The sequence below is a fragment of the Teredinibacter sp. KSP-S5-2 genome (assembly GCF_032773895.1).
Classification (GTDB): domain Bacteria; phylum Pseudomonadota; class Gammaproteobacteria; order Pseudomonadales; family Cellvibrionaceae.
Genome location: NZ_CP120416.1, coordinates 4,084,565 through 4,108,538, shown reverse-complemented (window position 1 = coordinate 4,108,538; position 23,974 = coordinate 4,084,565). Strand labels below are relative to the sequence as shown.

At 44.8% G+C, this 23,974-nt stretch carries 26 protein-coding genes; 14 read left to right on the top strand and 12 right to left on the bottom strand.

What is annotated here, in order from left to right:
* The first annotated feature begins 183 nt into the window (after window positions 1-183).
* The 5 genes from P5V12_RS17405 to P5V12_RS17385 all read left to right on the top strand — a co-directional run bounded on the left by P5V12_RS17405 (window position 184) and on the right by P5V12_RS17385 (window position 5,000).
* The gene (locus tag P5V12_RS17405; RefSeq protein WP_316954368.1) at window positions 184-1,158 is read left to right on the top strand and encodes a MipA/OmpV family protein; all 975 of its coding nucleotides are present in this window, start codon (window positions 184-186) and stop codon (window positions 1,156-1,158) included.
* Window positions 1,159-1,168: 10 nt separating this feature from the next.
* A complete protein-coding gene (locus P5V12_RS17400) occupies window positions 1,169-1,570 on the top strand; it encodes a DUF3019 domain-containing protein (protein WP_316954367.1) in 402 nt (133 codons plus the stop codon).
* A complete protein-coding gene (locus P5V12_RS17395) occupies window positions 1,570-2,259 on the top strand; it encodes a response regulator transcription factor (protein ID WP_316954366.1) in 690 nt (229 codons plus the stop codon). The genes P5V12_RS17400 and P5V12_RS17395 overlap by 1 nt, the downstream gene beginning before the upstream one ends.
* A 12-nt stretch (window positions 2,260-2,271) precedes the next feature.
* Window positions 2,272-3,594: an ATP-binding protein gene (locus P5V12_RS17390; RefSeq protein WP_316954365.1), complete on the top strand. Its 1,323-nt coding sequence runs from the start codon at window positions 2,272-2,274 to the stop codon at window positions 3,592-3,594.
* Window positions 3,595-3,722: 128 nt separating this feature from the next.
* Window positions 3,723-5,000, top strand: a complete 1,278-nt coding sequence (locus tag P5V12_RS17385; RefSeq protein WP_316954364.1) for an O-acetylhomoserine aminocarboxypropyltransferase/cysteine synthase family protein — start codon at window positions 3,723-3,725, stop codon at window positions 4,998-5,000.
* A gap of 40 nt (window positions 5,001-5,040) precedes the next feature.
* Here the strand turns inward: P5V12_RS17385 and P5V12_RS17380 are convergent, their stop codons facing one another.
* The 4 genes from P5V12_RS17380 to P5V12_RS17365 all read right to left on the bottom strand — a co-directional run bounded on the left by P5V12_RS17380 (window position 5,041) and on the right by P5V12_RS17365 (window position 8,314).
* Window positions 5,041-6,105 carry an SGNH/GDSL hydrolase family protein gene (locus tag P5V12_RS17380; protein WP_316954363.1) on the bottom strand — a complete coding sequence of 355 codons (1,065 nt, stop codon included), beginning with the start codon at window positions 6,103-6,105 and terminating at the stop codon, window positions 5,041-5,043.
* Between the two features lie 54 nt (window positions 6,106-6,159).
* A complete protein-coding gene (locus P5V12_RS17375; RefSeq protein ID WP_316954362.1) occupies window positions 6,160-7,056 on the bottom strand; it encodes an AEC family transporter in 897 nt (298 codons plus the stop codon).
* Window positions 7,057-7,202: 146 nt separating this feature from the next.
* Entirely contained in the window at window positions 7,203-7,526 is a 324-nt protein-coding gene (locus P5V12_RS17370; RefSeq protein WP_316954361.1) for a hypothetical protein, read from the bottom strand.
* A 98-nt stretch (window positions 7,527-7,624) separates the two neighbouring features.
* A complete protein-coding gene (locus P5V12_RS17365; protein WP_316954360.1) occupies window positions 7,625-8,314 on the bottom strand; it encodes a hypothetical protein in 690 nt (229 codons plus the stop codon).
* A 275-nt stretch (window positions 8,315-8,589) separates the two neighbouring features.
* On the opposite strand from P5V12_RS17365, the gene P5V12_RS17360 reads away from it, so the two are divergent.
* Together P5V12_RS17360 and P5V12_RS17355 are read left to right on the top strand one after the other, a co-directional pair.
* Entirely contained in the window at window positions 8,590-9,780 is a 1,191-nt protein-coding gene (locus tag P5V12_RS17360; protein WP_316954359.1) for an efflux RND transporter periplasmic adaptor subunit, read from the top strand.
* 3 nt (window positions 9,781-9,783) lie between these two features.
* Window positions 9,784-12,927, top strand: a complete 3,144-nt coding sequence (locus P5V12_RS17355) for an efflux RND transporter permease subunit (RefSeq protein ID WP_316954358.1) — start codon at window positions 9,784-9,786, stop codon at window positions 12,925-12,927.
* A gap of 112 nt (window positions 12,928-13,039) precedes the next feature.
* On the opposite strand, the gene tatC is transcribed toward P5V12_RS17355, so the two are convergent.
* From tatC to P5V12_RS17320, 7 genes are all read right to left on the bottom strand, one after another.
* Window positions 13,040-13,801, bottom strand: coding sequence for a twin-arginine translocase subunit TatC (gene tatC / locus P5V12_RS17350; RefSeq protein ID WP_410483343.1), 762 nt, complete (start codon window positions 13,799-13,801; stop codon window positions 13,040-13,042).
* Entirely contained in the window at window positions 13,801-14,184 is a 384-nt protein-coding gene (tatB, locus tag P5V12_RS17345) for a Sec-independent protein translocase protein TatB (protein WP_316954356.1), read from the bottom strand. Before tatB ends, tatC begins: the two co-directional genes overlap by 1 nt.
* Window positions 14,185-14,190: 6 nt before the next feature.
* Window positions 14,191-14,433 (bottom strand): Sec-independent protein translocase subunit TatA, encoded by a 243-nt coding sequence (gene tatA, locus P5V12_RS17340; protein WP_316954355.1) that lies wholly within the window; start codon window positions 14,431-14,433, stop codon window positions 14,191-14,193.
* A gap of 26 nt (window positions 14,434-14,459) precedes the next feature.
* Window positions 14,460-14,792 carry a phosphoribosyl-ATP diphosphatase gene (locus P5V12_RS17335; RefSeq protein WP_316954354.1) on the bottom strand — a complete coding sequence of 111 codons (333 nt, stop codon included), beginning with the start codon at window positions 14,790-14,792 and terminating at the stop codon, window positions 14,460-14,462.
* A complete protein-coding gene (gene hisI / locus P5V12_RS17330) occupies window positions 14,789-15,181 on the bottom strand; it encodes a phosphoribosyl-AMP cyclohydrolase (protein ID WP_316954353.1) in 393 nt (130 codons plus the stop codon). Before hisI ends, P5V12_RS17335 begins: the two co-directional genes overlap by 4 nt.
* Window positions 15,182-15,290: 109 nt before the next feature.
* On the bottom strand, window positions 15,291-16,178 hold the full coding sequence (locus tag P5V12_RS17325) for a farnesyl diphosphate synthase (protein ID WP_316954352.1): 888 nt from the start codon (window positions 16,176-16,178) through the stop codon (window positions 15,291-15,293).
* Between the two features lie 79 nt (window positions 16,179-16,257).
* A complete protein-coding gene (locus P5V12_RS17320) occupies window positions 16,258-16,497 on the bottom strand; it encodes an exodeoxyribonuclease VII small subunit (protein WP_316954351.1) in 240 nt (79 codons plus the stop codon).
* Window positions 16,498-16,717: 220 nt separating this feature from the next.
* Between P5V12_RS17320 and pomA the strand changes: the two genes are divergently transcribed.
* From pomA to P5V12_RS17295, 5 genes are all read left to right on the top strand, one after another.
* Window positions 16,718-17,476 carry a flagellar motor protein PomA gene (gene pomA, locus P5V12_RS17315; RefSeq protein ID WP_316954350.1) on the top strand — a complete coding sequence of 253 codons (759 nt, stop codon included), beginning with the start codon at window positions 16,718-16,720 and terminating at the stop codon, window positions 17,474-17,476.
* A gap of 36 nt (window positions 17,477-17,512) precedes the next feature.
* Window positions 17,513-18,502, top strand: coding sequence for a flagellar motor protein MotB (locus P5V12_RS17310; RefSeq protein WP_316954349.1), 990 nt, complete (start codon window positions 17,513-17,515; stop codon window positions 18,500-18,502).
* A gap of 23 nt (window positions 18,503-18,525) precedes the next feature.
* Window positions 18,526-19,092, top strand: coding sequence for a PilZ domain-containing protein (locus tag P5V12_RS17305; RefSeq protein ID WP_316954348.1), 567 nt, complete (start codon window positions 18,526-18,528; stop codon window positions 19,090-19,092).
* A gap of 773 nt (window positions 19,093-19,865) precedes the next feature.
* On the top strand, window positions 19,866-20,429 hold the full coding sequence (locus P5V12_RS17300; protein WP_316957445.1) for an HNH endonuclease: 564 nt from the start codon (window positions 19,866-19,868) through the stop codon (window positions 20,427-20,429).
* Window positions 20,430-20,522: 93 nt separating this feature from the next.
* Window positions 20,523-21,392 (top strand): SMP-30/gluconolactonase/LRE family protein, encoded by an 870-nt coding sequence (locus tag P5V12_RS17295; RefSeq protein ID WP_316954347.1) that lies wholly within the window; start codon window positions 20,523-20,525, stop codon window positions 21,390-21,392.
* A 74-nt stretch (window positions 21,393-21,466) separates the two neighbouring features.
* Here the strand turns inward: P5V12_RS17295 and P5V12_RS17290 are convergent, their stop codons facing one another.
* Window positions 21,467-22,069: a glutathione S-transferase family protein gene (locus P5V12_RS17290; RefSeq protein WP_316954346.1), complete on the bottom strand. Its 603-nt coding sequence runs from the start codon at window positions 22,067-22,069 to the stop codon at window positions 21,467-21,469.
* Window positions 22,070-22,136: 67 nt separating this feature from the next.
* Between P5V12_RS17290 and P5V12_RS17285 the strand changes: the two genes are divergently transcribed.
* Window positions 22,137-23,201 (top strand): polysaccharide deacetylase family protein, encoded by a 1,065-nt coding sequence (locus tag P5V12_RS17285; protein ID WP_316954345.1) that lies wholly within the window; start codon window positions 22,137-22,139, stop codon window positions 23,199-23,201.
* Between the two features lie 100 nt (window positions 23,202-23,301).
* Window positions 23,302-23,808 (top strand): ClbS/DfsB family four-helix bundle protein, encoded by a 507-nt coding sequence (locus P5V12_RS17280; protein WP_316954344.1) that lies wholly within the window; start codon window positions 23,302-23,304, stop codon window positions 23,806-23,808.
* The last annotated feature ends 166 nt before the right edge of the window (window positions 23,809-23,974 follow it).

Below are 23,974 nucleotides of genomic sequence, written 5' to 3'. Positions count from 1 at the left end.
CGGAGGCTTTACCCGCTGTAGCATCAACAGGGTGTAACGCTGTATTAGAAGCTCAGGTTACAAAAGATTACAGTTGTTTGGTGCAGTCTGGGTTACCTTTGGTGCCCAAACAGCTCGGTTTTCGAAGGTGTTTGATTCTTTCTGATATCTCAGTAACTCAAAATGGCTGGAGCCTTTAGGTGTATGACCCCTGATGTGAAAAAAATCGGGATTTGGATCGCTTTGGTTCTGATGGTTGTTTCCATCCGTTCTTATGCTTCCGATTCCTGCCAACCGGATAAGGAAAAGTGTGTTGAGGTTGGATCCTGGGAGTTTGCGCTGGCTATCGGTGTGGGTGAGCGAACTAATCCTCTGGTTGGTGGTGATGATATCCCCATATATTTATTGCCTGAGGTCAGTTATTACGGCAAAAGAATATTCCTGGATAACCTGGTGTTGGGGTATACCCTATTGGATTCTCCTCATCACATGCTTAACGGCGTGGCGACTATCGGCTACGAGCAAATCTATTTTGATCGCTGGAATATTGGTAACTTTGCGATTGAAGGTGGTAGTTCCTCTCCCAGCGGATTTGGAGGAGGGTTATCTGGAGGGAGTAGTGGTGACGGTTTAGAGCCAGATTCTGGTAGTGGAAGCACAGGGCAGATCCCCGAGCCCGATGGTGGTGAGTGGGTGGACGGCGGATATGTCGATGGTGGCAGTGTTGATTATGACCAGCTAAACGATCGGCGGACTGCTGGCTTGGCTGGTTTGGAATACAGCTATTATTACCGGAATTTCCATTTACAAACACAAGCATTGCAGGACTTCACTTCGGTACATGATGGCAATGAGTTCCGGCTTGCAGCGACATACTCCCTTCCTTATCGGCGTCATGAATTTAATTTTTCCGGAGGTTTTTCCTGGCAGAGCAGTGAGTTACTCGATTATTACTACGGCATTGAGCCGGGGGAGCTTATATCTTCGAATATTGTGTATACCGCAGAGGATGGTGTCACTCCCTTTGTAAAATTCAATGGCAAGATATCTTTGTCACCGCATTGGTCGTTGCAGGCGACATTGCATCACAAGTGGTTATCCCGCGAAATTTATCATAGTCCCATAGTCGAAGAGAAACAGGTCACCACCTATTTCTTTGGCTTGGTATACCATTTTTAAGGAGGAAGACATGAAATCGATCTTGCTCCTTATCCTGGTTTGCTTAAATATGGTGTTCTGTGCCCGAGGCTATGGCGCAGAAAGTATGCCGAGAATTGAGTTTTCCATTAAGCCGCGTATTTGTATCCTGTCGCAAGGCGATACAATTTGTAAGGATCTGATTGAAGTCCGTTGGGTTTCTCAGCAAGCACGCTCACTGTGTTTATTTCAAAGTGGTAAAAACCTTCCTCTGCGATGTTGGGAGGATGAGTTTGAGGGGAGTCATGAACTTGAGTTGACCACGAAAAACAACATTGATTTTTATTTAAAGGAAATTGATGCCGATACCTTACTGGTGAGTCAAGTTTTTGAGGTAGTACAAGGAGATAAGCAGCTTCGTCGACGAAGAAGAAATGCCTGGAGCTTCTATTAATGAGTTTGGTATTGCTGGTTGAAGATGATCTAAGACTTGCTAATCTTGTTAAGGATTATCTGGATAATAATGGTTTTCGAACCGTGATTGAGTCCAACGGGCAAAATGTTGCTCGTCGTGTAAAGTCCTATTGCCCGGAAATTATTATTTTGGATGTTATGCTGCCCGGTAAGGATGGTTTAACCGTTTGCAAAGAAATTCGCCCTGTTTACTCTGGGCCAATATTAATGTTAACCGCGCGCGATTCCGACATGGATCAGGTTTTGGGATTGGAGTTCGGGGCGGATGATTACGTTATCAAACCCGCTGAACCGAGAGTGTTATTAGCTCGGGTGAGGGCATTATTGAGGCGTTTTCAAAACGCTAAAGACTCTTTGGAGGATAAAATTCACTACGGAAGTTTGCAGATTAATACGCATACCCGAATGGTAATGTTGAACAATGAACCCGTAGAATTATCCAGTCATGAGTATGACTTGCTGCTAACCTTAGCTAAGAATGAAGGGAAGATATTAAGTCGGGATTTTCTCTATAATGAAATCTACTCCAGAGAATACGATGGCCTGGATCGAACTTTAGATGTCAGAATTTCGCAGTTGCGTAAGAAAATGGGCGATACGGGAAATGCCCCAGATAAAATCAAAACTGTTTGGGGTAGAGGTTATTTGTTCGTTAAAGACGCCTGGTAATTTAAACGAATAATGAATAGACCTTTTACTTATCTATATATCCTTATTGTTGCTTCAGTTATTTTCCTTGGTTTGCTTATCAATATGCTTTGGCGTTGGTATATTCCCGATCCTGTCGATACTTTTGAGTTTCCTTTCTTTTCCGCTGTGGAGCAGATATATAAAACTGAGACCGATAACGAGTTAGCCAAAGGTAATATCACAGCGCTAATCGCACAGTTAAATGCTGATTATGCCAGCGGTAAAATTGCTCATAGTTTTGAACTAGTGGCCGTTGACGATTTCGCTAATTCCAAAATATATAAAAGCCTGGCTGGTGGAGAGCCGGTTTATTTGGAAATGGATGATGGCAGTGTGACTAGTTACAAGCGTATTGCTCAAAGTCTGTATGTCTTGGCGGTAAAAACCGATTTTCCTGAAACCAGAAACCCCGTTGCTTATCGTTTGTCTATCGTTTTCTTTTATGTGGCTATTGCTCTTGTTGTGTATTTTTGGGTATGGCCTCTGTCTCGTGATCTACAGCGGTTACAGTTGCAGGCACATAACATAGGTAAAGATGGTGCCCCCAAAAAAATAGATATTGGAAAACGTTCTGCCGTGTATCCTCTTGCGCGGGCATTTAACAAAATGTCAAAGCGGATTAAAGAGCTGGTCTCGTCTTATAAAGATATGACCTACGCAGTTTCCCATGAACTGAGAACACCGCTGGCGAGGATGAAGTTCGCGCTGGAAATGTTGCAGGAAAGTAAAAAAGACGATCAAGAACAGTTTGTCAGTCAGGTTGGTGACATCAAAAAAGATGTTGCCGACATGGATAATCTAATTAATCAATTGCTAAATTATGCCGGTTTTGAAAAAGAAAGCGGCGATCTGGATATGCAGGAAGGCGATCTGGTTGAAATGGTGGCGGCCCATATTGACCTTTTTGAATCTCAATGTCCGGAGATTCAGTTCTCTTTTAATGCAGAAGTCTCTCCTTGTAATGTTTTTTGTGAATGGAATCTTATGGAGCGGGCGGTGCATAATCTTTTGCAAAATGCCACTCGGTATGCCCGCAAAAACATTGTGGTTCATATTCATATTGAAAAAACTTGTCCCAAGCAGCAGGTCTGTATTCAGGTTGAAGACGATGGCGTGGGTATTCCTGAAACTGAACGAAAACGTGTTTTTTCGGCGTTTGTTCGCCTGCGAAATGGCACCAATGTTGAAAAAAGTGGTTTTGGTTTGGGCTTGTCTATTGTTCAGCGAGTGATGCAATGGCACGAAGGGCGGGCGTCTGTCGATGTTTCCGCAATGGGGGGAGCTCGGTTTACACTGCGGTGGCCGGTTAAATAGCTGTTGCCCAAAATGCACTTTTATACCAGACTGAGAGAGTTGATTAATATCAAGCCGTCTGCCGGTAAATTGGTTTTTGATAGGCGGTTTCACCAAAATAAATAACTCACTACTCACAAGGTAAGAGAATGAAACTGGAATCTATTGCACTGCATCATGGTTATGAGTCTGAACAAACGACGAAATCTGCGGCTGTGCCTATTTATCAAACCACATCCTATACATTCGATAATACGCAGCATGGTGCAGATCTATTTAATTTAGCTGTTCCCGGAAATATCTATACCCGAATTATGAATCCAACAACGGGTGTTCTGGAACAGCGTGTTGCAGCTCTAGAGGGCGGCGTTGGTGCCCTGGCTGTTGCATCAGGTATGGCGGCAATCACATATGCTATTCAGTGCTTGTGTGAGGTCGGATCAAATATTGTTAGCACCAGCCAGCTATATGGTGGAACCTATAACCTCTTTGCTCACACTTTGCCAAAGCAGGGAATCGAAGTGCGTATGGTTTCCCACGATGATTTTCAGGCTTTTGAAAGTGCGATAGATGAGAATACTAAAGCCGTTTTTTGTGAGTCCATTGGTAATCCTGCCGGGAATATTGTTGATATTAAACAACTGGCGGAAGTTGCGCATAAAAAAGGCGTGCCGCTGATTGTCGACAATACCGTCGCAACGCCATTTCTTTGCCGTGCTTTTGATTTCGGTGCAGATATTGTCGTGCATTCTCTCACCAAGTATATGGGGGGCCACGGCACATCTATTGGTGGTGTGATTGTCGATTCTGGGAAATTTGATTGGGTTGCCAATAAAGATCGTTTTCCGATTCTAAATGAACCAGATCCTTCCTATCATGGTGTGGTGTATACCGAAGCTTTTGGTCCGGCTGCGTTTATCGGCCGGTGTCGGGTTGTGCCTTTGCGTAATACCGGCGCTGCGATATCACCATTAAATGCTTTTCAAATTCTACAAGGGTTGGAAACGCTGGGCATACGCATGGAGCGTCATTGTGAAAATGCGGAAAAACTGGCGGAGTTCCTAAAGAATCATGAAAAAGTGAATTGGGTGAATTATGCGGCGTTACCAACCAGCCCATACAATGACGTGTGTAAAAAAATTACCGGTGGTAAAGCTTCGGGCATTTTGAGTTTTGGTATCAAAGGCGGCATAGAAGCTGGAGCGCAGTTCATTGATGCGTTGCAAATGATTTTACGTTTGGTAAATATTGGTGATGCCAAGTCTTTGGCTTGCCATCCTGCTTCCACAACTCACCGACAATTAAATGAAGAAGAGTTGGCTACCGCTGGTGTGAGTTCTGATTTGGTACGTATCTCGGTGGGTATAGAGCATATCGACGATATTATTGCCGATGTCAGTCAGGCTTTGGATAAGGTTTCTGTGTAAAAAGACGACCCACTGCTGAGGCTCAGCAGTGGGTTTGTTGTTACTGCTTTTTCCATTCCGGTTTGTTTTTTTCAATAATATCAATCAGCTGTTTGGATGCAGCGAGGTGGTCGTTCAAAGAGTAGTGCCATTGACATCCGATTAATTCTGTAACTCCGACTTTCCAGTGGGCGATACGGTCTCCTTTTTTCTCCTGACTCTGTACGATTTCTGCGACTAAGTTATTGAAGTAATCTGAACCTGCTAAGGGTTGTGAGGCGAAAATAAACAGAGCTTTGGAGCCGTATTGCTGTCTTAGTTTTCTATAAAAATCGAGGTAAGCTTTTTTATAGGCTTTATGTAGTGTGACGTTGGTCCATTTTTCTTTTTCTTTTACTTCGACCGAAAAGTCGTTAGAGCCCAGGCCGATAAGGACGACCTCGGGTTTCCATTCTTTTGGCGGCGTATAAACACTCGCAGGGTCTTCGGTAAGTGTTCTCTGGTAGTGAATTCGATAATTTACGTCAGGTTGGTTGCCCCCCCAATTACGTACCATACCTTGTCCTGAATAGCCGTTTAGTTGATAGTCAGCATTAAAGTGCCTGGCTGTCAGAACACTAAATGTTTTATCGGCATTGGATTTTTGTCTGATTTCGTCTTCTGTACATTCTCGTTCGGTTGATTCGTTTCCGTAACCTGCAAAATTGGAATCACCAATAATTTCTATCATTCTGGTTCGTTGATTTTTTACAGGAAGTAACTTCTCTCCTTTAGCCGGAATAAAACCCTGGAAGCTCGCGAAGCTATAATGAGATTCTGTGCGTTTGCTTAATCGAATATCGTGTGTGCCTTTATCAAGGTTTTCAATCCACTGAGGTGAACCATTGTTGCCTTGTATTACAGAGTGAAATTGCTTATCGATTTCTACGTTAAAGTAATCTGCCTGGCCTTTAACTTTTATTCCAATTTTTGAACCGGTAAAACGGGCTTCGTAGTAAGTACCTGGCCAACTGGAAAGGAAACCTTCCTCGGTTTCTGTATGACGTCCACCAATAATGGTGTTGGATGATACGATCGTGGAAAGAGAGAGAATTAATAATGATAGAATCGGCTGTAATACCTTCATAAGATTGAAGCCTTTGTTATGAAAAAAATAAGTCTTACATAAAATGTATCATTATTAAGTAATTATTGAGTGCCACATAGGGACGGTGATCAAACTTATTAGAATTCCATAGCCGACAATTGCTGCTGACATCCGTGGGGCAAGCTGGTGGCTGGATGCCAAAGCGCCCGCTGTGATCATTGAGGACATACCTGCCTGTAATATGGTGACCTTGTCTGTCAGATCCAAATCGCCAAACAGTGATAGGGTAGCAAAGGTTAATGCGGGTAAAAGCATCAGTTTAATGAGCAAGGCAAAACTGATTGCCCCTATATGCGAATTATCAGTTTTAAACTGCCACTGTAATCCAACCGCAACAATAACGACTGGAACAAGTGTGTCTGCCAGACGACTGAGAATGGATTCCGCCCAACTAGGGTAATTTACCCCGGTCAGAGCTAACGCCAGAAAAATACAAATAAATGGTGGAAAGCTGAGAACTTTTTTTATCGCCTCTTTGGCTGATGCTTTTTCCCCTGAATAGGTCGCCAGTACCCACATGCCGTAAGTGCTTAGAGCGATAAAGCTACCAAACTGGTCGTAGAGCAGGCCGATGGGTAAGGCTTCCTTACCCAGGGTGGCATCAAGCAGTGGTAGCCCGAGAAACGATGTGTTTCCAAGAGGAATAAGCAGCATCAAACAGCCTTCTTCGGCTTTACTCCAGGAAAAAAAGCGTGCAGCAAAACGTGTTAACAGAGCGGATAGGATTAATAGAATCCAGGCCGCGGATGCCGGGATCAATGCTGACCAGCCCAACTGGATTTTGGGAATCTGTAAAAAAATTACGGCAGGAACTGAAACATAAATGATATATAAATTTAATGTTTGTGCCGCATTGTCCGGGAATTTTTTTGTTTTTTGCAGTAAGTAACCCAAACTCATGCAGACAACGATGATGAGCAAATTTTGCATGTGCAGTAAAACCCTGGTGAATAGCCGTAAAACGCATATTGTACGTCTTATGGCAGGGGCTTCGCGAACATTGTTTGGCGGGCCGGGTTATTTCGTTCGCTCTTATCATCAGGACAAACATGGGGGCGAACGAAATAGGGTCGATGTTAGTGCTCTTTCTTTAATAGTCTGACCAATAGAAAAACAAAAAGGCCAAAGAAACAGAACCAGCTAAGAGACAATATGATTTGTTCCGGGGCAATTGAGGACGATGAAATGCCTGCTGTTAGCACTGTGTTGGCCACTTGATTCGTCATTTCATTGTTTATGCTGTGTCTTATCTCATCTGCGCTGAGCTTGGATGAAGCGAACATGCTCAAGCTGATAAGCAGTAGTGCTGCCACCAACCAGCCAAAACCTATTTTGTTGGATGACTGTGGTGCTGGGTCGAGAATAAGGTGTTTGGGTATTCTCTTTCTGCCAAATGCCATGATGTACCTCCAATACGAAAATCTATAGAGGTATTCCACCACAACGGCCGGGTGTTCTTATGGCATGGTTGTGGTGAATTGGGATAGATTGTGGCGAATTATGGCACTGCAGGTTCTTCCGTTTTCTGGGGCTGATCCAGTTTCTCTTCCACGGTCTCGCTTTTGAGATCACTGTATTTCTTTATACGAAGAGAAGCTCGATAGAATTCGTCACTGGCAAACGCTTTGGCCATATTCTTAACCAGATTATTCATTACACCGCGTGCGGCGGCGTTGTAGCCATCCCAGAACTTGAGGTTGGAGCTTCGACCTATCACTTCCTGTTGCCAAATAGCGGCTCCGTCACGATCTTCCAGGCGCAGCTCAACTTTTGCTATCCCCCATGTTGGCACCAGGGGAATAGGAATTGGTAGGAATGGCGTGTAGTTGCTGAACCTTAGTTTGGTGACATGGACGCGAAGGTGGGCGGCATTGAGCACGGAGTATGCGCTGGTTTTATCCACATTGTACCCGGCAGCTTCCAGTGCGGCACGGACGCTGCCCATAATGTGTAAACTCTCATCACCATGAATACCGACGGGAACCACCGGGATAGCCAGCAGCGAGAAGCGACCCCAGCCAACCTTGTCGCCTGAAAGCCCGGTAGCTTTTCTGTCTACGGTGATTTTGCCTGACCGCTGATTTTCCAGAGGCTTGGCTTTTGAGTGCTGTAGTTTATTAATTGAGCACGCAGAAGCGAAAAGCACTAGCAGCATAAGGACGGAGATTTTTATTGTGCGTGCGGTCATTATTGTTACCCGTTACCTTCAGAGACAATTTTGGCAGCCAATATAGCAAATAATGTAAAAAAACAGCCAGTATTGAAGTTGGGGTCTGTTCACACTAATTGCATGAATTCAATATCCTCGGGTTATTGGGGATGAATGTTTTTTTCGTTATCTCCCCCCGAGTTAACATAAGTTAACTTTTACTTGTGCTTTTAGGGGGTAAAATGCGCGAACCCATTTCACTGTGTGGTTCGTATTCAGTTGTAGCAATAAAACTATTCTAAGGAGAAGCCTGTTTGGCCATTCGAGAGTTAGTTCGTCGACTTCCTTTGTGGATAAAAATCTTAATTCCTGGCGTGTTTATCATTGTGATGGTGGTGGTGTTGAGTCCCAAGCCAAAACCCGTCCCTAAACCACCAGAAACTCTGACGCAAGTTGCGGTTGTGCCCGTACAAATGCAGCAGGCCAGTGTGGATGTCATTACTCAGGGAACAGTATCGCCCAGGCGGGAGATTGATATTGTGGCCCGCGTGGCCGGTGAAGTTGTCTCTGTTGCACCAAACTTTGTTGATGGTGGCTTTTTTAACGAGGATGAAACACTGGTCAGTATTGATCGAGCGGACTATGAATATGCGCTGGCAGGTGCTAAATCAAAGCTGGCTAATGCCGAGCAGGCACTGGCTTCTGAACGGGGGCGGGCTCGTCAGGCAAAACGGGAATGGCAGGACTTGGGCAACCGTGATGCCAACGACTTATTCTTGCGTAAACCTCAACTGGCCGCTTCAGAAGAAGCGGTGAAAGCCGCCAAGGCGGATGTTAACAACGCGCAGTTGAATTTAGCTCGTACCGCTATAAGCGTGCCGTTTGCCGGACGAATAAGAACAACCTATGCCGATTTAGGGCAATACGTAACACCGGGAACACGTATTGCGCGGATATACGACACCAGTGTTGCAGAGGTTCGCTTGCCGCTAACAGACCGCCAGGTTGCTTTGGTGGATTTACCCTTAGGTGTCAATCAAGGGTTAAATGACAGTTTGGCTACGGTAAAGGTCAGTGCGGAGATTGGCGGAACACGTTACTACTGGGATGGAAAAATTAAGCGAACGGAAGCCAGTGTCGATACGCAATCCCGAATGTATTACGCCGTTGCTGAGATCGAAAATCCGTTTATCACCGATGAGTCATCTGGTCGGCCTCCCTTATTGGTGGGGTTGTTTGTTGATGTTGAAATCAAGGGTAAGCAGCTTGATCAAGTAGCAAAACTGCCGGAGAACGCCGTATTCCGGCGAAACCGTATTTACGCTCTGGATGAAAAAAATGTTGTCCAGGAAAAACAGGTTAATGTGATCAAGCATCAAGATGGGCATGTTTGGATTCGGGATGGTCTAACACAAAACACTAAAGTGATTGTCGGGCAGCAGGCTTTTCTTTCTCCAGGTCAGGAGGTTGAACCAAAACCGTATTTGTTAGCTGAGGAGAAGTAATCCATGGGACGTATGATTCAATGGTTTATTGAAAATCCTGTTGCTTCAAATTTAATGATGATTATCATTTTTTTGGGTGGTGCCGGTAGTCTTCTCGGTTTTAATAATCTAAATAAAGAAGTTTTCCCGACCATTGAAACACAAGTCGTTCAGATTTCAATGTCCTATCCTGGCGCCGGTCCAACCGAGGTTGAACAGCAAATTAATATACGGATAGAAGAAGCCATTGCTGACCTGGAAGGTATAGACGAAATTTCATCTGAGGCAAGGCAGGGGTATGGTATTGTTACCGCTGAAGTGATTGAAGGATACGATCCGGATGATGTCGTCAATGATATAAAAACCAGTGTCGACTCCATCATTACTTTCCCTCCCAATGCAGAAAGACCAATTACCCGCAAGTTCATCGCTCGCAGCCCGTTAATGAGTTTGGCAATACATGGTAATGTTTCAGAAAAAGCATTAAAGCAAACAGGAATTCGTGTTCGAGATGAGTTATCTCTGTTGCCCAAAATATCCTATGTCGAATTGCACGGCGCTCGTGATTATGAAATGGCCATTGAAATTTCTGAGCAGGATTTACGTCGATATAATTTAACCTTTGATCAAGTCTCTGCCGCGATTAAAGGTTCGTCTTTAAATTTGCCCGCAGGAATGATCAGAAGTGATCACGGTGATATTCAGGTTCAAACACGTAGTCAGGCTTATACTGCAGCGGATTTTGAAAATATTGTTGTGCGGGCGAATCCAGATGGTAGCAAAATATATGTTCGAGACGTGGCTTTGGTAAAAGATGATTTTACCGAGTTGGATAGCCGAACCCGCTTTAATGGCGAACGTGCTGTCTTTTTGGAAGTGTCTGTTTCGGATAAACCAGATGTACTGTCTTCGACAAAGGAAGTGAAAGCGTATCTGGCAAAGAGTAAAGATTTCTTGCCAGAAGGTGTGACGATTTCCGTTTGGCGAGATTGGTCAAAACTGTTTAAAGGCCGCTTAAACCTGTTAATGAGTAATGCCTTTAGTGGTTTGGTGCTTGTCTTTATTGTATTGATGTTGTTTTTACGTCCACTATTGGCCGCGTGGGTTTGTGTCGGGATTGGAATCTCCTTTATGGGCGCATTCTGGGTTCTTCCCTACGTTGGAGCCAGTATCAATATGATTTCGCTGTTCTCCTTTATTATGGTGTTGGGGATTGTTGTGGACGACGCCATTATTGTGGGGGAAAGCATTTATACCCGTCAGCAGGGTGGGATGAAAAATAATTCCGCTGCGGTAACCGGAGCGAAGTTGGTTGCTAAACCGGTTTTCTTTGCTGTTGTTAGTACTATTATTTTCTTTGCCCCTATGTTGTTTATTCCTGGGCCGATGGGGAAAATGAGTTACCCCATACCTATGGTCGTCATTCTTTGTTTATTGTTCTCACTCTTTGAGTGTATGTATATATTGCCAAACCACTTGGCCCATATGAAGCCTGAACAGGAAAGTCGATTTGAGCTGTTGAAGCAGTTTGCGCGTTTTCGAAAAATATTTTCGGATGGAATGAGTCGTTTTATTGAAAATGTCTACGCGCCTCGATTACACAATATATTGCATAACAGTTTTGCAACAGTTGTCGCTTTTTTACTGGCTTTTTTTCTATCGATTTCACTCTATGCAACAGGTTGGATGAAATCCAGCTTTATGCCCAACGTCGCCAGTGATTATGTGGCCGCCTCGGCTAAAATGCCGGAGGGAAGTGCTTTTGCTGAAACGCAAGAAATTGTTGATCGTTTCGAACAGGCCGCAGAAAAGCTAAGAACCGATGAGGTCATGCTGGGAATTAATGGTACCGGCGATTTTATTGAGCACGTTAGAACCTATGTGAGTGGTATTAGCATTAAAGTGGACTTGGCGCTAGTCGATGCAGAACTCCGTGAGGTATCAACACCTGAAGTTCAAAAACGTTGGCGGGAGTTAATTGGTGACGTGCCTGAGGCAGAAGAATATCGCCTGGATTACACCATTAATTCTCGTGGTGAAGCCTTTCGCCTTAATTTAACCATTGGCTCGAATAAGCGGGAAGAGCAAGAGCGGGCAGCGAAAATGGTGTCTGATGCTTTGGCCTCTTATCCCGGTGTGTTTGATGTAAAAGACAGCTTACAGGCCGCTCGTGATGAAGTGTCTTTATCTTTGAAACCCCATGCAGAAACACTTGGTGTTCGCTTATCGGATGTTGCCAGGCAGGTTCGGCAAGCTTTTTATGGCGACGAAGTTCAGCGTATTCCGTTAGGCGAAGAAGACGTCAAAGTTTTGGTGCGTTATCCGAAGGATGAGCGCAGCCGTTTGGACCAATTAAATGATATGCGGGTGAGAACGTCGGCTGGTGTCGAAGTTCCGTTGGAAGAGGTTGCCAATATTGAATTGGTTCCAGGTTATACCACGATCAAGCGCATGTACCGAAAACGAGTGATTATTATCACGGCAGACATGACGCCCGGGGAAGATCCGAATACGATTGTGTCCGATATGATGCATCGAAATATGGCAACTTGGAAAAAAGAATTTCCTGGTTTTAGCTTGGCTCCAGATGGCAATATGAAAAACCAAATGGAGTTTATGACGGCGATCCTGAAGAATTTTATTATTGCTTTATTGGTAATTTATATTCTTATGGCTATGGCGTTTGGCTCGTATGGCAAACCCATTCTTGTGTTAACTGCTGTGCCTTTTGGTTTTATGGGGGCAGTTATTGGTCACATCATTATGGGGCGAGAAGTGAGTATGTTATCGATACTCGGTTTTGTTGCCTGTGCCGGTGTTGTGGTGAATGATAATTTGGTTTTACTTGACCGAATTTTGCAGTTACGTCATCAGGGGAAGAGTGTTTACAACGCCGTTTTTCAGGCAGGGAAGGATCGATTCCGACCCATTATTCTCACCTCCATTACCACCTTTGTTGGCCTGATGCCGATTATGTTTGAGCAAAGTGTGCAGGCCAGATTCCTTGTCCCTATGGTTATTTCTTTATCCTTTGGGGTTATGTTTGCCACCGTAGTAACACTACTGTTGGTTCCCGCGTTATATCTGTTAGGGGCGAGAATGGTCGGACGAGAGTTGGGGCTTGAACCCGAGCCTAGGTCTTATTCCGTTACAGCGTCAGAAACCTGAACTTAGTCTTTTATATTATTCTTCTAAACTTTCACCACTTGGTCTTCAGGTGGTGAAAAGTTCGTTTTTTGTTTTTCTAAATGGTGTAAGGCAAGAGCTGTTTAGGAATCGATTAATTATCTGCGGTTGTTTTTTTCTTAACCATTATACGGCCAAATAAAAGACCGGATTCAAATAGCAGCCACATGGGAATGGCTAAAAGCAGTTGTGAAATAACATCTGGTGGCGTGAGTAGCATACCTAATACAAAGCAGGCGACGATAACATAAGGGCGCTTTGCTGCCAGATTGTCTGCGGACAAAATACCTGCCGAAATTAACAAGATGGTGGCTATTGGAATTTCAAACGCAATACCAAAGGCGAAGAATAGTTTTAACACGAAGTTCAGATAACTACTGATATCCGTCATTACCGAAACGCTTTCGGGACCAACCGAAGTGAAAAAACCAAACACCAAAGGGAAGACCACAAAGTAAGAAAACGCCATGCCCATGTAAAACAAAACAACACTGGAAATAAACAGTGGCAGCGCAATACGCTTTTCACTTTTGTACAAGGCTGGTGCAACAAATAGCCAGAGCTGATAAAAGATAAAGGGAACAGCAAGAATAACGGAAGCAAACAGACACAGCTTGAATGGCGTTAAAAAAGGAGACGCCACATCTGTTGCAATCATGCTGCTGCCTTCGGGAAGAAACTTTTGCAAAGGTGCAGCGACAAACTCATACACATCGTTGGCGTAGGTAAACAGCGGAATAAAAACGATGACCACAGAGATCAGTGAATAAATCAACCGTGAGCGAAGCTCAATAAGATGCTGAACCAATGGTTGGGCGTCCTGCGAGCCTGAGAAGGGAGGAGTCTTGTCGGTCATCATGTTTTGTTTGGCGTATCGCTGTGCTCGTTATTATCCTGAGCGTGCTGAGTATTATGCGATGGGTGAACAGCCTCGAATTCCTCTTCATCGTCGTCAATGGGGGAATGTCGAAGGGGGGGCTCGAACTGTTGTTCGATCTCCTGTTTGGTATCTTTTAATTCCTGAAGACGACGCAGTACTTCCTCGTTGTGTATTTCTCGCCGAATTTCATCTGCACCGATCTGTTGTTCAAATTCTTCGCGGGCATTACGCAAGACACGCTTGATGCGACCAACCCAGCGAGCGCAGGTTTTAACTGTGTCTGGTAAACGCTCCGGGCCGACCACAAGCAGGCCAACCACGGCAATAACCAGAAGTTCGAGGAAACCGATATCAAACACGGAGAATTAAGACTGAACGTTGTCTTTGTGTTCAGTTTTTTCCTGTTCAGTGGAAGCTGTGTCGGTTTCTTCCTGCTCCACCTTCTTCTGTTCTTCCGCAGCTTCATCTTCATTCATGGCTTGTTTGAAGCCCTTGATGGCTCCGCCAAGATCACTGCCCAGGCCTTTTAATCGTTTTGTGCCGAATAAAAGCAACACGATGACCAAAATAATTAAAAGTTGCCAAATACTAATACCGCCAAGACCCATGTCGAACCTACCTAATAATCTGCTGTTTATTTACCGCGCGATGCTTTTTCTTCCAGGCCTGACAGGTCAAACCGTCGAGCGAGTTCTTCCAGAACGGCTTCTGCACTTGTGCCCAAGTGGGAAAGCATCACCATTGAGTGAAACCAGAGGTCTGCAGTTTCACATATTAATAAATCCACTTTGCCTGATTGCTCGGCATCCTTGGCGGCAATAATGGTTTCAACGCTTTCTTCGCCTACCTTTTCCAGGATTTTGTTCATGCCTTTTTGGTGAAGTTGAGCAACATAGGATTTTTCCGGGTTGCCTTCGGCTTTGCGTTGTTCAAGTACCTCTGTCAGTTGTTCCAGAACTTCTTTCATGAATAAATCTCTTTAGGGTCTTTGAGTACCTTGTCGGTAGTGACCCACTTACCGTCGTGTAGTTCACGATAAAAACATGACTGCCGGCCCGTATGACAGGCAATCCCCCCAAGTTGTTCCACAGTCAAGAGTACGACGTCAGCGTCACAATCTAGCCGGATACTGTGTACTTTTTGCGTGTGACCCGAGCTTTCGCCTTTTCGCCAAAGCTGTTGACGCGAACGGGACCAGTAAACAGCGATATTTTCTTCCGCAGTCAGGCGTAAGGACTCCTTATTCATCCAGGCCATCATTAAAATTTTACCGGTTTTGACGTCTTGAGCGATAGCCGGAACCAGCCCATCTTCAGTCCATTTGATATCGTCTAAAAAAGAATCTTCTTGTGCCAATGTCTCGTTACTCAGTACTGAATGAATGTCAGGGTGTTATACCACAGGCGACTTAATGGGAATGTTAGTTAATTTGCGAATCTAGCATATATACCCGTTGACCGTGGGATTAGTAATTCCTGGCGATAATATAATCGGCAAGATCGTGCAAAACCCTCGCGTTATCCAGGGGGGCGAGCGCTTCGTGAGCGGCTTGAATTAATCCTGTCGCTTTATCTTTGGCTCCGTCCAGACCAAGCAGTGATACATAAGTCGGTTTATTGTTGGAGGCATCGGCACCCTGCTGTTTACCGAGCGTTTCTGTATCTGTGGTGACATCCAGAATATCGTCTTGTACCTGGAAAGCCAGTCCAATATTTTTCGCATAGCGGCTAAGTGCGTGAGTCTGTTCGCTATTTGCGTCGGCAGCTAAAGCACCGAGAAGCACCGCAGCTTCAATAAGAGCGCCGGTTTTATGTTCATGCATGTTTTGCAGGGCTTCTATCGAAATATCCTGATCTACCGCTTCAAGGTCTATCGCCTGTCCAAGTACCATGCCGTGAGCGCCCGCCGCTTTCGAAAGCAGGCGAATAGCCTGAATGGCTTTACCTGCAGGTATGTCGCTATCGTCTGCAATCAGTTCAAAGGCCATACACTGAAGGGCATCTCCGGCGAGGATTGCTGTTGCTTCATCAAAAGCAATATGGCAAGTGGCTTGACCTCGTCTGAGATCATCGTCATCCATGGCTGGCAAATCATCGTGAATCAGGCTGTAAGCGTGGATAGCTTCTATTGCGCAGGCGAAGGTATCGGCAATATGATTGATTGACCCCAGCGCGTTGGCTGCCGCATAAACTAATACTGGCCTTATACGCTTGCCGCCCATGAGAGCACCATACTTCATGGCCTCAGCAAGCTTTTTGTGTGAGTGCTTGATATAGCCTGCCAGATGGTTTTCGAGAAGTTGGTTGCTGCGGGTTTGGTAAGTTGTTAGAAAGTCTTGTAGTTCTGTGCTCATTGGTGAGGTATATGCTTATCCAGTAATGCTTGCCGGGTATTGTATCTTGCATTACCTAAGCTTGCTGTGGTTTTTCCTGCTACGCCTCTTCTGGCGGTTCAAAAGGCTCAAGCTTGCCGTTCTGATCGACTAGCTGTTGTACTTTTTGCTCTGCTTCCTGAAGGGCAGTTTGGCAGCCTCGTGTGAGTTGAATGCCTTTTTCAAAGACTTTCAAGGATTCTTCCAGGCTCAATTCACCAGATTCAAGTGATGTCACTATGGCCTCAAGTTCTTCGAGGGATTGTTCAAATTTTTGTGGTGATGTTGTTTTACGGCTCAAAAGAATTCCTCCACGACTTCGGTGGCTAAACTACCTAAGCCGTTCCGATAGGTCAACGTGTGAATTCATACTTCAAGAAAGATTCACATAGCCGATAACCCCTATACTTGAATTGTCATAACCTTTTTGCGGGTATCAATCATCCTTTTAGTCGATTTGTGTCTAGACTTAAGCTATGGGGCGGTATTTGCCATTCTGCTAGTTGTTTGAGGATTCTTTTGTGGATTTAGCAACCCTGGTTGGACTTATCGGTGCGATGGCACTGATCATTTTGTCTATGCTCATGAGCGGCGACTTGGGCATGTTCGTCAATGCGCCTTCGCTGGTTATCGTGGTGGGCGGAACAATGTTTGCGGTGATGGCCAAGTATGGTCTGGGGCAGTTCCTGGGCGCTGTGAAAGTGGCGGGGAAGAGCTTTAAATCCAAACTTCCAGATCCGAATGAATTGATTGATGAAATTGTTTCTCTCGCCGATGAGGCGCGTAAGGGAGGATTGCTTTCATTGGAAGGAAAAGAAGTCAGTAGCGACTTTTTACAAAAGGGCATTCAGCTGTTGGTGGATGGCCATGACCCGGATGTGGTCAAGGGAATACTCAACAAAGAGAAAAATCAGGCCATTGAAAGACATAGTGTCGGAGCCTCAATTTTTAAGGCCATGGCCGATGTTGCACCCGCAATGGGAATGATTGGTACGTTGATTGGTTTGGTGGCCATGTTGGCCAATATGGATGACCCAAAAGCAATTGGTCCGGCAATGGCTGTAGCTCTGTTAACCACGCTCTATGGGGCTGTGATCGCCAACGCCATGTGTAGCCCGATAGGTGACAAGCTGACATTACGGGCGGCGGAAGAGGCCATGATCAAGAGCCTGGTCATTGATGCCCTGTTAGCGATTCAAGGAGGGCAGAACCCCCGGGTAATCGATTCCATGCTGCGTAACTACCTGCCTGAAGGTAAGCGAGGGGTCGAGGATGCTTAAGGCTTTCAGATGGCCTAAGGTGAGAATGTCCAATCTATGAGTGACGAAGAAGAACAAAAATGCGACTGTCCCCCAGGGCTTCCTGCCTGGATGGCAACCTTCGCTGACTTAATGTCGTTGTTGATGTGTTTCTTTGTGCTCCTTCTTTCGTTTTCTGAAATGGATGCCATGAAATTCAAGCGTTTGGCTGGTTCTATGGCACAAGCGTTTGGCGTACAAAACCGTTTGAACGTGACGGATATTCCCAAGGGGACCAGCATCATTGCTCAGGAGTTCAGTCCGGGTCGGCCAGAGCCCACGCCCATAAATGAGATATGGCAGCATACTCAGGACATTACTGAAATGTCTCTCGATGTGGATTGCTCTGAGGAGTTTACCGTTGAGCAAGGGGATGAAGGCGCTACCGCTGGAGTAAAAATGCAGGTCGCGCAGAAGCTGCAGGAGTTGTTACAAAAAACAGAAAACGATGCCTACGAACTTGCGGAAACACTGAGTGAGCAGATTGAGGCGGGTCAGGTAGAGATCGAAACACGTGGTCGTATGATCATTATTCGCATTCGAGAGAAGGGCTCGTTCATTTCAGGGTCGGCTGAAATGTCGGAAGAATACAAAGATGTGATGCGTGAAGTTCGGGCAGTGCTGGCAATGAAAAAAGGTGCCATTGCTGTTCAGGGGCATACCGATGATATTCCTATTAGTAATTCACGTTTTCGCTCTAACTGGGACCTTTCCGCTATGCGAGCGTCTTCCGTTGCGCGTGAGCTGATGTTCGGTGGTGACGTGAGGCGGACTCGCTTTGAAGTGACCGGATATGCTGATACTCGTCCGTTGTTGCCCAACGACTCAGACAAAAACCGCGCAATCAACCGCCGGGTTGAAATACTGATCAAGCAGGGAGTGGAAAGTGAACTGGAAGAAGAAGATATCAAGTTGTTGAAAGAAGACGAGAAAGGCGCTGATATCTTAAGGGAGTTAAATTTGGAGCCTGAATACCTGTTTGACCTTGAGCCTGAAGAGATTTTCTAGCGCTATTTACGGTGAGCCACTCAATGAACCAGGAACGACGACGTTACTTTCGCATTACTGAAGCCATTGGCTTGAGCTATCAATACATTGATGGATCTGACCAGGAACCTCGGGAGTGTGGAACATCAGTACCCGCAGCTCTCATCGAAGTCTCTGATTTGGATGAGAAAATTGAGAAGGGGCTGGATGAACTGGCGGACAAACAGCCCGAGATCGCAGAGTTAATCATGCTGTTCAACCAGAAGCTTGAGCGGGTGGTCAACCATTTGTCACTGGATAAGGACTTGGTTGGTCGTATTGCGCAAAAAGTGAAAGAAGTGAACATCAGCGCTTGTGGCATGGGGTTTGAGAATGATGAGCCCGTTGAGCCGGGAACCCGGTTGCGCCTGGAGCTGACGCTTTTCCCTGCGGAAATTAAAATCGTCACCTTTGGCCGGGTGATTTCCTGTGTGGTTCAGGAAGATGAGAAAGAGAGCTATTACTGGCGAATTGATTTTTATGGGATGAACACCGGGGCTCAGGAAAAGCTTATCCAGCATATGGTTCAGGCACAGAACACACAACTTAAAGAGCGCCATAAAGAGTCTTAGAATCGACATATTGTCGTTAAAATCGTTATTTGTGTGCTGTTGTAGGAAATATCTCACACGCATTTCGGCCTATTCCCTCTGGCGGCTAAGTCTACCTGATATAAAATATGTCTTATCAGGGATGAGCATACGGACTGTGGGCAGGGAGTTGATGGAGTGATGCCACGAAATTCTTAATGGATGTAAGGTATATCCTGTGAGTTCGCCGTAACACTGGACGTGGTGCGGCGTTTTTTTTGCCTGTCTGAAAACTGCCATTAGATTGCAGTAATTTCCCTTTACACTAAAAATACACACCGCGTTTATGCTTTTGCAGTTTATAAAGCGCATTTTTTTTCGTTTTTATTTGACGCTGGTTATAAGAAATTAATTGGTGCTTGACAGTATTTGTTTTTGACTTAGTATAAAAATGTACCTGCTGCTTTTTTTGGAGGGTTTAGCTTTCAAGCATATAAGTGAGCAAGTGACGAGTGCTTTACGCGTATTACGCAGTGCTCATATTAGTCACAACAATATATACCAGTCGTATTTATCCGCGACTCCAAGGGTGAGTCACCCCTATAAAAATCAACTCTACCAAATTTCGAAACCCCGCATTGCGAATAGCTGCGGGGTTTTTCGTTATGGGTTTCGCGCTGAGCCAAGTGTGATTCAACATAACAAGAAGTGGTCGAACTGATTTAATTAGGTTGACAAACCGCGGTATTTTTCGTGTGCTGTATTTGAAGGTGCAGGAAGGTGTTTGCGACACTTTTAAAATAGGTCGGGTGATTGTGGAAGCAAGAATTCTTAGACTTAATATGGCTGGCCAACCAATTGAATGGATTAATTGGAAAGAGGCCACCTGCTTATTTGCCCGGGATTTAGTTGCCTGGACAATGGGCGGTGTTGTTAAAAAAGCACATGGTGGTTTTTCCCGTATAACAGGTCAGCGCACAATTATTGAGTTGCCCGCGATTATGGCATGCGATGGAGAAAAGCTGGCTCCTGTAAAAACAAATCCCCCGTTGTCCAATCCCGCACTTTTTTACCGAGATAATTGCCAGTGTTTATATTGTGGTAATCATTTTGATTTTTCCCAGCTGTCCCGCGATCATGTTCATCCGAGTAGTCGAGGTGGTGAAGATAAATGGGAAAATGTTGTTGCAGCCTGTAAGCGTTGCAATCAGCATAAAGGAAACTTTTTATTATCAGAAATTGGAATGGATCTTCTCGCTTTACCTTATCGGCCTAACCCTGCGGAATATTTAGCGTTGATTAATAATGCAAGAATTCGCGGTGATCAGATGGAGTACTTGCGTCCAGCATTCAAGCGCTACTCCGGTGTTCCGATATAAATCCCACAGATTCTCTTGCTTCAGCAATATGGTATGATCCGCGTTCTCTAAACCCCTTTCTTGTGTTATCAAATAATCTTACTGGAAAATAATATGCGTAAAGTCGAAGTTGCCTTAGACGTCAGAGCTAACCTTGGAGAGTGCCCGCGCTGGGATGAAAAAAAACAACTACTCTATTGGGTTGATATTAACGAAGGGCAATTACATTGTTTTAACCCCGCTACCGGGGCAGATGAGTTTCTCCAGTTTAATGAAGAAATTGGCTGTTTTAGTTTGCGTCCTGAGAATGGCTTCGTTCTTGGTATGCGTTCGGGTTTTCAGTTGCTGGATGGTTGGAACACAGAGCTAACGCCAATTGTCGATCCAGAAGCAGATTTATCCAGTAACCGCTTTAATGATGGGCGTTGTGATGCCAAAGGGCGTTTTATTGCAGGAAGCGTTTACCCTCCTAAAGATCGAGACGGGGCAAACCTGTGGAGTCTGGGTTTGGATATGGATGCGGTACAACTTGCTGAAGGGCTATTAACATCAAATGGTGCAGCGTTCAGCCCTGACAATACAGTTTTCTATTTCTCCGATACCCCCAAACACGTCATCTACCGTTATGACTACGATTTGGAAACTGGTGGCATATCTAATGGTGAGGTCTTTCATCAGTTTCCACATGGCAACGGCCGACCTGACGGTGCTGCTGTGGATAGCGAAGGTTGTTATTGGACGGCCCTGTATGAAGGTGGTCGTATTGCCCGCTTAAGCCCTGAAGGCGAAATTGTAGAAGAAATTACTATTCCCGCACGTTGCCCAACCATGGTGGCATTTGGAGGGGAAGATATGAAAACCTTATACATTACCACTGTGGGTAACCGTCCAGAGGAAGAATTGGAAGAATACCCACACTCCGGTGCAATCTTCCGTGTTGATGTTGATGTACCTGGTTTAGTGGAACATCGCTTTTGTAAATAATTTGTCCATATAATTGTATCCCCCCTCGAATTATTCAGGTTTGAGGGGAGATACAAGACAGTATTTGCCTTTCTTTATTCGGGCTGAGTTTGTATATACCAGTCCCGTTTTTGAACCTTGTTATACCACTCTGCTAATTCAGGGTTTTCTTCCCTCCACGCATAGTTGGTAAAACGCAAGTCCAAATATCCCAAGGCTGCGACCACTGAAACAGAACCGATATGAATATCGTCATCGATGTCCAATTTATCCGGGTCGAGCAAGCGGATAGTCGTGGAGATTGCCTGGTGCCATCGCTCTTCCCAAAAAATAGAAGGCTCTGAGTCCGGGGCTCGACGCTGCATCATAGTTGCTACAGCCGCTTCCATAATGCCATCTGCATACACGTGAATTAGCTGAACATCATAGTAGTCTGCTTCGCCTTTATGAAAAGTCCCTTTTTTTCCTTGTTTTACCGCCAGGTCATCAATATATTCACAGATTAAAGGGCTATCGACCAAGGTTAGAGCGTTATCAACAAGTGCTGGAACTTTAGCGAGAGGATTTACTTGTCGAAACTGTGGATCGCCCAAGGGGTTGGCAATAATTAATTCTGTTTCACGGAACATGTCGTGAAGGTGAAGTAATATTGTGGCCTTTCTCGCAAAAGGTGAAGCAGAGCTATAATAAAGCTGCATGTGTCTGTGTCTCCTTAGTCACTGTATCGCTAGTGGTCTGTTCAATTAATCAAAGAGGTATTTTACCGTGCGTTGGTTCGTCTTGTGTTTCTTGTTACTGATTAGCTTACCGAATTATGCGTTGGTCGTATTACAATATCATCATGTGAGTGAAGAAACACCGAAGTCCACAAGTATCTCACCCAAATTGTTTAAACAACATTTACAATACCTGGAAGAGAAAAAATTTCGTATTTTAAGTGCGAAAGAGTTTTACGACTTAGCCAAAAAGAATCAAGGATTCCCGAATCACAGTGTATTGATCACTTTTGATGACGGCTACCGATCCGTTTACGACGTCGCATTTCCCGAGCTGAAAAAAAGAAAATGGCCGTTTATTGTTTTTGTGAACAGTCAGGCGCATGATCAAAAAAACAGCCAATATATGAGTTGGGATGAACTAAGAAATATAAGTAAACGTGGTGGAACCATTGCCAATCACACTGACACCCATCCACATCTTATTCGCAACTGGCACAATGAGCCGTTATTAAAATGGAATGCGCAGCGTTTAAAAGAAGTTGAATACGCGGAAAAGAGAATCAAACAGGAGATAGGGACGTCAACAAAGTTATTTGCTTATCCATTTGGCGAGTATGATGTGAGTTTGCAAAAAGTGCTGGTTGAAAATGGGTATGTTGCCTTTGGCCAACAGTCCGGCCCTGTGGTCAAGTTAAACGCCGTTCGGCCGGTTCCCCGCTTTCCTTTTGGTGGTGCTTATGGCACGTTCAGTGATTTTGAAACCAAAGTAAATAGTCTTCCTTTTCCTTCTGTCGCCATTCAAACAACAGATGAGTCCGGCCGACCATTTAAAGACCCTGAATTACCTGCAAAGGTAAATATTCCTGTGCTCAAATTTTCATCCCCGATATTTCAGGTGATGAAGGGGGTGCAGTGTTTTGCTTCTGGTCAGGGCGAAATTAAAGTGGAAGAAAAAGGCAGTGCGGTGTATGTGCAAGCAAACTCACCTTTGCCTGTTGGACGAAGTCGATATAATTGCACGCTTTCTGCTGGCGGTGGACGATATTACTGGTACTCACAAATGTTCATTCGGCGAAACACCGACGGCAGTTGGTACAACGAAAGCCATTAATCGCAAACGTTGACGCATAACAACTATTATTTGATCGAAATTATATTTTTGAGCTGGTTTAAATCTAAAATCTGGTGAAATACATTTCGGAGCTACGTTTATGCCGAGGCCAACCACCAAACAAGCGTTGCTGGACCTGAGCCGGGAAAATTATAATAAACTGAATGCGTTGATTGACTCGTTGTCGCCTGCCGAACAGAAGGGCACGTATCCATTTGAGCATCGAGATAAAAATATTCGGGATACCATTGCACACTTACATGAATGGCATCTTATGTTTTTGGCATGGTATAAAGTGGGAATGAAAGGCGATAAGCCGGATATTCCCGCGAAAGGCTATACATGGAAAACCCTGCCCGATCTGAATCAGATTATTTGGCAGAAGTATCAGTCTGTTGGTTTGGCTGATATTCGCAAAGAGTTTAAATCCTCCTATGATAAGGTTCGACGTTGTATTCAAAAGCATTCTGACGAAGAGCTTTTTGAGAAGAAGCGTTACAAGTGGACGGGTACGACTTCCTTGGGGGCATATATGATTTCTGCAACTTCAAGTCATTATGATTGGGCGATGACTTGGCTAAAAAAATATCAAAAGTCGCTTGGTTAATTTTTGTATAAATCTTTTCGAAACTCGTAAATCTCTGGTAGAAGTTGTCATGGTCGTTTTCAAAAATGCTCAATTCAGGGATGAATTGAGCAAGCTACAGGGATGTATTTATGCGGTTTTTGAAAACGATTATGATGACTTCGAGGTTGCTATATTCTGCTTCTAA